Origin of the sequence: Hydrogenovibrio sp., from assembly GCF_049975065.1 — a bacterium.
In the GTDB taxonomy this organism is placed as follows: Bacteria; Pseudomonadota; Gammaproteobacteria; order Thiomicrospirales; family Thiomicrospiraceae; genus Hydrogenovibrio.
On record NZ_JBNGDN010000062.1, the window covers coordinates 4,952 to 12,109 of the forward strand.

Annotated in this window: 7 protein-coding genes; 2 read left to right on the forward strand and 5 right to left on the reverse strand. The window is 51.1% G+C overall.

The annotated features are described in order from the left end of the window. Window positions 1-80 precede the first annotated feature (80 nt). Entirely contained in the window at window positions 81-1,274 is a 1,194-nt protein-coding gene (locus tag ACP5D0_RS07785; RefSeq protein ID WP_472365100.1) for a hypothetical protein, read from the reverse strand. 4 nt (window positions 1,275-1,278) lie between these two features. Continuing rightward, window positions 1,279-2,154: a 4-hydroxy-tetrahydrodipicolinate synthase gene (gene dapA / locus ACP5D0_RS07790; protein WP_472365101.1), complete on the reverse strand. Its 876-nt coding sequence runs from the start codon at window positions 2,152-2,154 to the stop codon at window positions 1,279-1,281. 234 nt (window positions 2,155-2,388) lie between these two features. Here dapA and ACP5D0_RS07795 point away from each other — a divergent pair, with 234 nt between their 5' ends. Next, a complete protein-coding gene (locus ACP5D0_RS07795; protein WP_472365102.1) occupies window positions 2,389-2,871 on the forward strand; it encodes a peroxiredoxin in 483 nt (160 codons plus the stop codon). 12 nt (window positions 2,872-2,883) lie between these two features. Beyond that, a complete protein-coding gene (locus tag ACP5D0_RS07800) occupies window positions 2,884-4,296 on the forward strand; it encodes a PhoH family protein (RefSeq protein ID WP_472365103.1) in 1,413 nt (470 codons plus the stop codon). Window positions 4,297-4,409: 113 nt separating this feature from the next. On the opposite strand, the gene ACP5D0_RS07805 is transcribed toward ACP5D0_RS07800, so the two are convergent. The 3 genes from ACP5D0_RS07805 to ACP5D0_RS07815 form a co-directional block, all read right to left on the reverse strand. After that, a complete protein-coding gene (locus ACP5D0_RS07805; protein ID WP_472365104.1) occupies window positions 4,410-5,369 on the reverse strand; it encodes a LysR family transcriptional regulator in 960 nt (319 codons plus the stop codon). 133 nt (window positions 5,370-5,502) lie between these two features. Next, on the reverse strand, window positions 5,503-6,471 hold the full coding sequence (locus tag ACP5D0_RS07810; RefSeq protein ID WP_472365105.1) for a potassium channel family protein: 969 nt from the start codon (window positions 6,469-6,471) through the stop codon (window positions 5,503-5,505). 1 nt (window position 6,472) lies between these two features. Next, the coding region (locus ACP5D0_RS07815; RefSeq protein WP_472365106.1) for an FAD-dependent monooxygenase at window positions 6,473-7,158 on the reverse strand (686 nt) is incomplete at its 5' end.

Below are 7,158 nucleotides of genomic sequence, written 5' to 3' on the forward strand. Positions count from 1 at the left end.
ACGACTAAAAGCCTCATAAAAAAACCCTCGGAAACACCAAGGGCTATCTTAAAAACAATTTGAATACCAATGAATCCAGCCTATTCAGCCAATAGACCTAATGATTTGAAAATGTACTGCCGCTTTTCCGCATTCAAGGGTTGCGCGCCGTCTGGTGAGGACACCTCCAGCAAACTGCCGGTTTTTGACTCATCCGAATCGTCGGTCAGGGGCGTGACGCTGAATTTAACGGTTTTCGGCAGATACTTCGCCGCCTCTTTGTCATCGCGCCAGAAAGCCAACTTCGAGATCAGTGTGCTGTCCTTACGCGCGGCTTCCGGCACCGTCACCCAGACTTCACGCGTGTCGGCTTTAATGCGGTCATAATGCCAATCGGCTCGATACAACATCGCCTTGAGATAACTCCAGGTTTCCGAGGCATCGGCTCTGACACGCAAACCAGAAAAACGCTCACCGCCTTCGACCGCAATCAAACCTTCAGTGGATTCAATGGCTTGCAGCGATTCCTCCTGAGAGGCACCAAAGAAAATCATCGACTGATAAATGGCTTCGGCTTCAATCAAAGGATTATAGGGGCGAATCCGCCAACCGGAAGACACCACGGCAGCACCGGTGGGATCCTCCGAGGCGCTGGGGTCGGCTACCATATAGTGATGAAACGTTAGCTTAGTGACCTGACGTTCTTTATCGTATTCGACCTGAGCGATCAAACGATCATACAAGCCCTGCGCCACTTCCGGCCGCCAACTGTTTAACAGGCGCGTAATCGGCCCCTGCTCATCCAGTGGCACCAGTTCTTGGCGCGGCACAAACTCGGTACGAATGAAACCGGTGTCTTTTCTTGCCTCTTGAATCGGCATCCCCAAAGACGTTAAAAAAGCTTGCGTGCCTTCCCAGACCTGCTCACTGCTCAAGTCACGAATTTCCAACCAGCGCTCGGACAAATTGGAATGTACGCTGAGATTTTTGGCACGATAGGTCGGTATTTGACGTGATTCGTCGGCATTGGAATCGGCCACTTGACGAAGCGTCACATCGAAACGATCGGCGCGGCGCGTGGGAGCAAACAGATCGGGCGGCACCTCCAACCCTTCCGCAAGCGTTCTTTCGGAATCGCGATAATCGGAACTGGCGTCGTAGTCCAACACCTCTTTTGCGTTTTGGTCGCCGGAAGGCGTTGATGAACATCCGGTCACCAATAACGCCAAGCTGACCGCGACAAAACTCGATTTCACTGGTTTCACAATAGGCTGTGCACCGGTTGGGGATGTCATAGGACTATAAAGCTCCTGCCGTTTGCAATGCGCGACGCACTACAGAATGATATTGTTCGGAAAGCGGCGTCAATGGCAAACGTATGGCACCGCCCATCAACCCCATTTCCATCATGGCCCATTTGACCGGAATGGGGTTGGCCTCCACAAATAAAGCCGAGTGCAATTCCGCCAAGGGTTTATCGAGGCGACGCGCCGTTTCTGCATCGCCTGCGATGGCGGCATCGTAAACCGCCGACAATTGTGCTGGCACCACATTAGCGGTCACAGAAATGCCGCCATGTCCGCCTGCTAACAAGAATTCCACAGCCGTCGCATCATCACCGGTATACAGATCAAAGTCCGCTCCTGCGCAATCCTGAATGTGCGCAACACGGCTAACATCACCGGTGGCTTCTTTAATTCCGATGATATTGCCGATTTTGGCAAGTCGCCCGATGGTTTCGGGCAATAAGTCGCAGGCGGTGCGGCCGGGAACGTTGTATAAAATTTGAGGAATCGCCACCCTTTCGGCGATTTTTTTATAATGTCGGTACAAGCCTTCTTGCGTTGGTTTGTTGTAATAAGGTGTGACCAGAAGACACGCATCTGCCCCCACTTGCTTGGCGTACTCGGTCAGCTCAATGGCCTCGGTGGTGGAGTTGGCGCCGGTTCCGGCAATTACAGGAATGCGCCCCGCCGTCTTGTTGACCACAAACCGCAACACTTGACGATGTTCTTCAAAATTCAGAGTGGCGGATTCGCCAGTGGTTCCCATCGCGACGATGGCACGTGTCTTGGATTTTATGTGAAACTCAATCAGGCGTTCGAACGCCTCAAAATCCACAGACTCGTCCGCCGACATAGGCGTGACCAAGGCAACCATACTCCCTCTAAACACGATGACACTCTCCAAACAAAAGGACCGGACCGCGCTCGGAATCGACTCCAAGATCACGCAACGCCCGCAAATACAAAGCGATAATATTACCCGTTAACCCCCAACTCTTCAAGCGATTATTTTGTCCTGCCTCAGCGTGCAAAACACCCAAGGCTCGCATTCTGTCGCGTTTCATATTTTTTTCATTGAACAATTCTGACAAACCTTGCATACTGACGACAAAAAGGAGCAAAAATGACTGACCCAGTACGCTTGGGCGACCGGATTCCCGCTTTTTCACTGGACGCCACCAACGAGCAAACCCTCACCGAATCCGATCTGCTCGGACATTACACTCTTCTCTATTTCTATCCTAAAGACAATACCCCCGGCTGCACGACCGAAGGCCAGGATTTCAGCGCGGCCTACAGTGAGTTCCAACAACTCAATGTCTCTATTTTCGGCGTTTCAAAAGACAGTTTGCGCAAGCATGAAAACTTCAAAGCCAAATTCGCCTTTCCGTTCGAACTGATTTCCGATCCGGACGAAACCCTATGCCGTCTGTTTGATGTCATCAAGCTGAAGAAGAATTACGGTCGTGAATACCTCGGCATTGAACGCAGCACCTTCTTAATCGACCCCAACGGAAAACTGATTCACGAATGGCGCAAGGTGAAAGTCAAGGATCACGTCCATGACGTTTTAAACACACTGAAAACGCTTTCCGCATCAAAATAGGATTCAACATTAATGACTAACCGTCCCAATCGACTCTTTATTCTCGACACCAATGTGCTGATGCACGACCCAATGGCACTGTTCAACTTTGAAGAACATGACATGTTCATCTCCATGACGGTTCTGGAAGAACTGGACGCTGGCAAAAAAGGCATGTCGGAAGTCTCTCGAAACGTTCGTGAGACCAACCGACTCATCGACCAGATCATTAACAATGCCAGCTTTGAAGACATCAAAGCTGGGCTGGATCTCGAACGCATCCACCCCGGCAAAGAATCGGAGACCCTCCATCTCGGTAAACTGTTTTTTGAAACCGAACCCCTAATAGCCACCTTGCCGGAATCGCTTCCCAGCCACAAAGCCGACAACCACATTCTGCAGACCGGCCTGGCTCTGAAAGAAAAATATCCGGCCCGCAATGTGACACTGGTGACGAAAGACATCAATATGCGCATCAAGTCCTCCGCCGTCGGGCTTCACTCAGAGGATTACTACAATGATCGCGTGCTGGAAGACGCCGACCTGCTGTTCACCGGCTGGGAAATTCTGCCTGAACACTTCTTTGAAGAACATTTCAGCAAAATGAAATCCTGGCAGGATGACAACAAAACCTTTTACGAACTGGAGCGCAATGACGACAATCTGCACTGGTACCCTAACCAGTGTCTGATCAGCGAAAATGAATCCGGGTTCAGTGCCATCGTGCGTAAAATCGACCAGCATTCCATTACATTGGAATACATGCACAATTTCGAACAATCCAAACACAATGTTTGGGGCATCACCGCCCGCAACCAAGAGCAAAACATGGCTCTGAATTTTCTCATGGACCCCGAAATTGATTTTGTTTCCCTGCTCGGAACGGCGGGCACCGGCAAAACCCTGCTGGCTCTTGCATCGGCCATGCAGCAGACATTGGAAGACGGTATTTACAACGAAATCATCATGACCCGCGCCACCATTCCCATCGGCGATGACATCGGCTTTTTGCCCGGTACGGAAGAAGAGAAAATGACGCCTTGGATGGGCGCATTGATGGACAACCTTGAAGTGCTGACACAGTCCGACGGCCACACCACCGACTGGGAAAAAGAGTCCACCCAAGAGTTACTCAACAAGCGCATTAAAATCAAGTCCCTGAACTTTATGCGCGGCCGCACCTTCCAGAACAAGTTCATTATTCTCGACGAAGCGCAGAACCTCACCCCAAAACAAATGAAAACCCTGATCACCCGCGCCGGCGAAGGCACCAAAATTGTTTGTCTGGGGAACATCGGTCAAATCGACTCCCCTTACCTCACCGAAACCACCACCGGACTCACCTACATCGTTGATCGTTTTAAAGCCTGGGAACACAGCGCCCACATTACCCTCAAGCAGGGCGAACGCTCACGCTTGGCCGAGTACGCCTCGGATAACCTGTAAAAGCGGCGAGCAACCCCTCCTAACGCAAAAAAGCCGATTCACCAGGCCTGGTGAAATCGGCTTTTTGCGTGATGACTCGGGTGACAACGACAAACCACCCACATCTAAAAGGGTTAACTGCGGGTGGTGTATTTCACAATATCTTCTTCGCTGGGCAATTGAAACCCTTGCTCAACGGCTTTTTCCTTACAGTAAGTGACCGCAAATTCCAACAGCTCGCCCACGGCACGGTGACGGAACTTGTGTTTCTGACGCACATGCGAGAAAGGTCGCGTCAATGGCGGATCCAGCGGCAAGGCGCGAATCGTGCCCAGTTTCAGCTCTTTTACAATCGTAGTACGGGAAACAATCGCCAGACCCACATCCGCTTCCACCGCCATCTTAACCGCTTCCGGGCTGCCCAGCTCCATCACTACGTTCAGGTCGGAATAACTCAAGCCTTGTTCACGAATATAATTATCAATCACCGAACGTGACCCAGAACCTTCCTCACGGGAAATATAACGATACTTGCGCACATCCTCAATGGAAATCTTATCGCGATTTGACAGCGGGTGCCCTTCCGGCGCAATCAGCACCATTTCATCCAGACGGCACACTTCCACTTCCAGGTTCTTGTTGTAGACAGGCGCTTCCACCACCCCCAAGTCAATCATATTGTTTTCCACCATCGCCACGATCGCGTCGGTGTTGCCAACCTGCAAGCGGATATTGACGTCTTCAAACTGGCGCTTGAAGGCGCCCAGCAGATTCGGCAGCATATACTCGGCAATGGTGGTGCTGGCACCGATCAATAGACTCCCGGTCACTTCACCCGTCAGCTCCCGCACTTCACTGTTCATTTTCTCGTAATGATCGAGAATTTTTTCCGCATAGTCGTAAACGATTTTACCCGCTTCGGTCAGCGTGATTTTATTATGAGTGCGATCAAACAAACGCGTATTGAAAAATTCTTCGAGCTGTTTCACTTGGAAAGTGACCGCAGGTTGGGTCATATGAAGGGTTTCGGCCGCTTTGGTAAAGCTCAACACTTTTGCAACCGTGTAAAATACTTGAAGCCGTCTATCAGCCATTCTTAAAATGCCTTTGTCGTCTATAAATTTTTTTTGTGGATAGACTATAGAGCCATCCCCGAAAAATGTCAAAAATTATTTAATAGCCATACCTTTAGCATGGCTTATATCAGCAATGTCTTAACCTTGGCTTTTAGCCCCTTGAATTCAAGGCCGAATTCGGCTTGACCAGCTGCCGCATCTCTGACAGCATTCGCTCATGTTCCGTCCGCACCTGTCGCATCAGATCGGCGTAATCCTGATCCCGCTTGTGTTCAAATCGCTCAAACCCAGAATGCACGTGTTCGTCGTGGTGCGCTTTTAAACGCTGCTCCACCTCCGCCAGCGTGGTTTCTACCTCCTGCAACACCCGCTCAATATGCGCTTTGTTTTGCCTGCCCTGCTGATCCAAGTGAATTTGCATCTGTTTAACCGTCGCCAGAATGTCTTTTTCGCGCGCTTTCTGTTCCGAGCCGATTAAGTAAGCGGAAATATTCGCCGTCACCAAGGAAAACAGCACCACCCCGAAGACAATAATCACGGTGCCAAACAAGCGCCCGTTTTCAGTCACCGGCACCACATCGCCATAACCAATGGTGGTTACTGTCACCAGTGCATACCAGATACCATCACTGATTGACTTGTCTTCCAGAACGGCAAAAATCACCCCCGAGACCACCACAAAAACGCTGTAAACCAGCAAGACCACACCAAATTTATTGCGCTTGAGCAAGGTCAGCACATCCAGCACCAGCCCCGACATCACCCGCAACAGCAACAGCAATCGCAGTGAACGGATGACCGCCGCCCACCCGGCGGAATAGCCATTCCAAGGAAACACCAACACAATAATCAACAAACTGAGCCAATTGTGCAGCAAGTAACGCTTTCGGTGGCGCACCAGCCAGAGATTCACCAGCAACTCGGTAACAAACAGCCCCCAAATCAGCACCGTCAACGCAAAAGGCAGACGATAGTGCTCGACGTAATTCAGCAGCATTTCAATCAGCACCAACAATAAAGCACCGAACACCAGATAGTTGAGAAAATGCCCGACCCGACGCGCCTTTTCCGACTCCAGCTTACTGACGCCTTCGACGCCCATAATGGCTTTGAGATTCATGTCACCGACCTTGAAAACCCGGTTTTGCCAGGCCTGGCAAAACCTCACGACCGTTTAACGCTTGCTGGATCAACCATTTTTTAATCGGTTTTGCCTGATCTGCCAGCGACAAAAACCCTTGCCGCAATCGGTTTTTGACCGACCCATCCTGCTGAAACAACCAGTCAAACCCTTCCATGGAGCGTTGCACAATCGCATTATCGCCCCGACGCCAGCGTTCGTAACGACGCAAGACGGCATAGCGCTCCCAGTCGTCGGGGGTTTCCTCACGCGCTTGGGTGAGAACATCCACCAAGGACGCCGCATCCAACAGACCCAGATTCACGCCTTGCCCGGCTTGCGGATGAACCGTATGCGCCGCATCACCGACCAGCGCAACATGCGGTTTCACATAGGCCTCAGCATGGCGGCGCACCAACGGAAACGCCGAACGCTCACCGACTTCAACCACCTTGCCCAGTTTATGCCCGGACGCTTCGGTAATCGCTTCCGAAAAGGCGTCGTCCGACAGCGACAACGCCCATGGCATTTGTTCCACCGGCAAATACCAAGCAATCGAACTCATATTATTGTCCATCGCCAGATAGGCGAAAGGACCGTCAGATTGATAACGCTGCCAACAGGTATCCTGATGCGATAACTCGGTTTTCACACAGCCGACCACCGCACATTGCTGATAATCATGCG

What these genes read in the sequence shown, in the direction of transcription:
- ACP5D0_RS07795 (WP_472365102.1), top strand. Translation starts at nt 2,389, where the DNA reads ATGACTGACCCAGTACGCTTGGGCGACCGGATTCCCGCTTTTTCACTG.
- ACP5D0_RS07810 (WP_472365105.1), bottom strand. Translation starts at nt 6,471, where the DNA reads ATGAATCTCAAAGCCATTATGGGCGTCGAAGGCGTCAGTAAGCTGGAG.
- ACP5D0_RS07800 (WP_472365103.1), top strand. Translation starts at nt 2,884, where the DNA reads ATGACTAACCGTCCCAATCGACTCTTTATTCTCGACACCAATGTGCTG.
- ACP5D0_RS07805 (WP_472365104.1), bottom strand. Translation starts at nt 5,369, where the DNA reads ATGGCTGATAGACGGCTTCAAGTATTTTACACGGTTGCAAAAGTGTTG.
- ACP5D0_RS07785 (WP_472365100.1), bottom strand. Translation starts at nt 1,274, where the DNA reads ATGACATCCCCAACCGGTGCACAGCCTATTGTGAAACCAGTGAAATCG.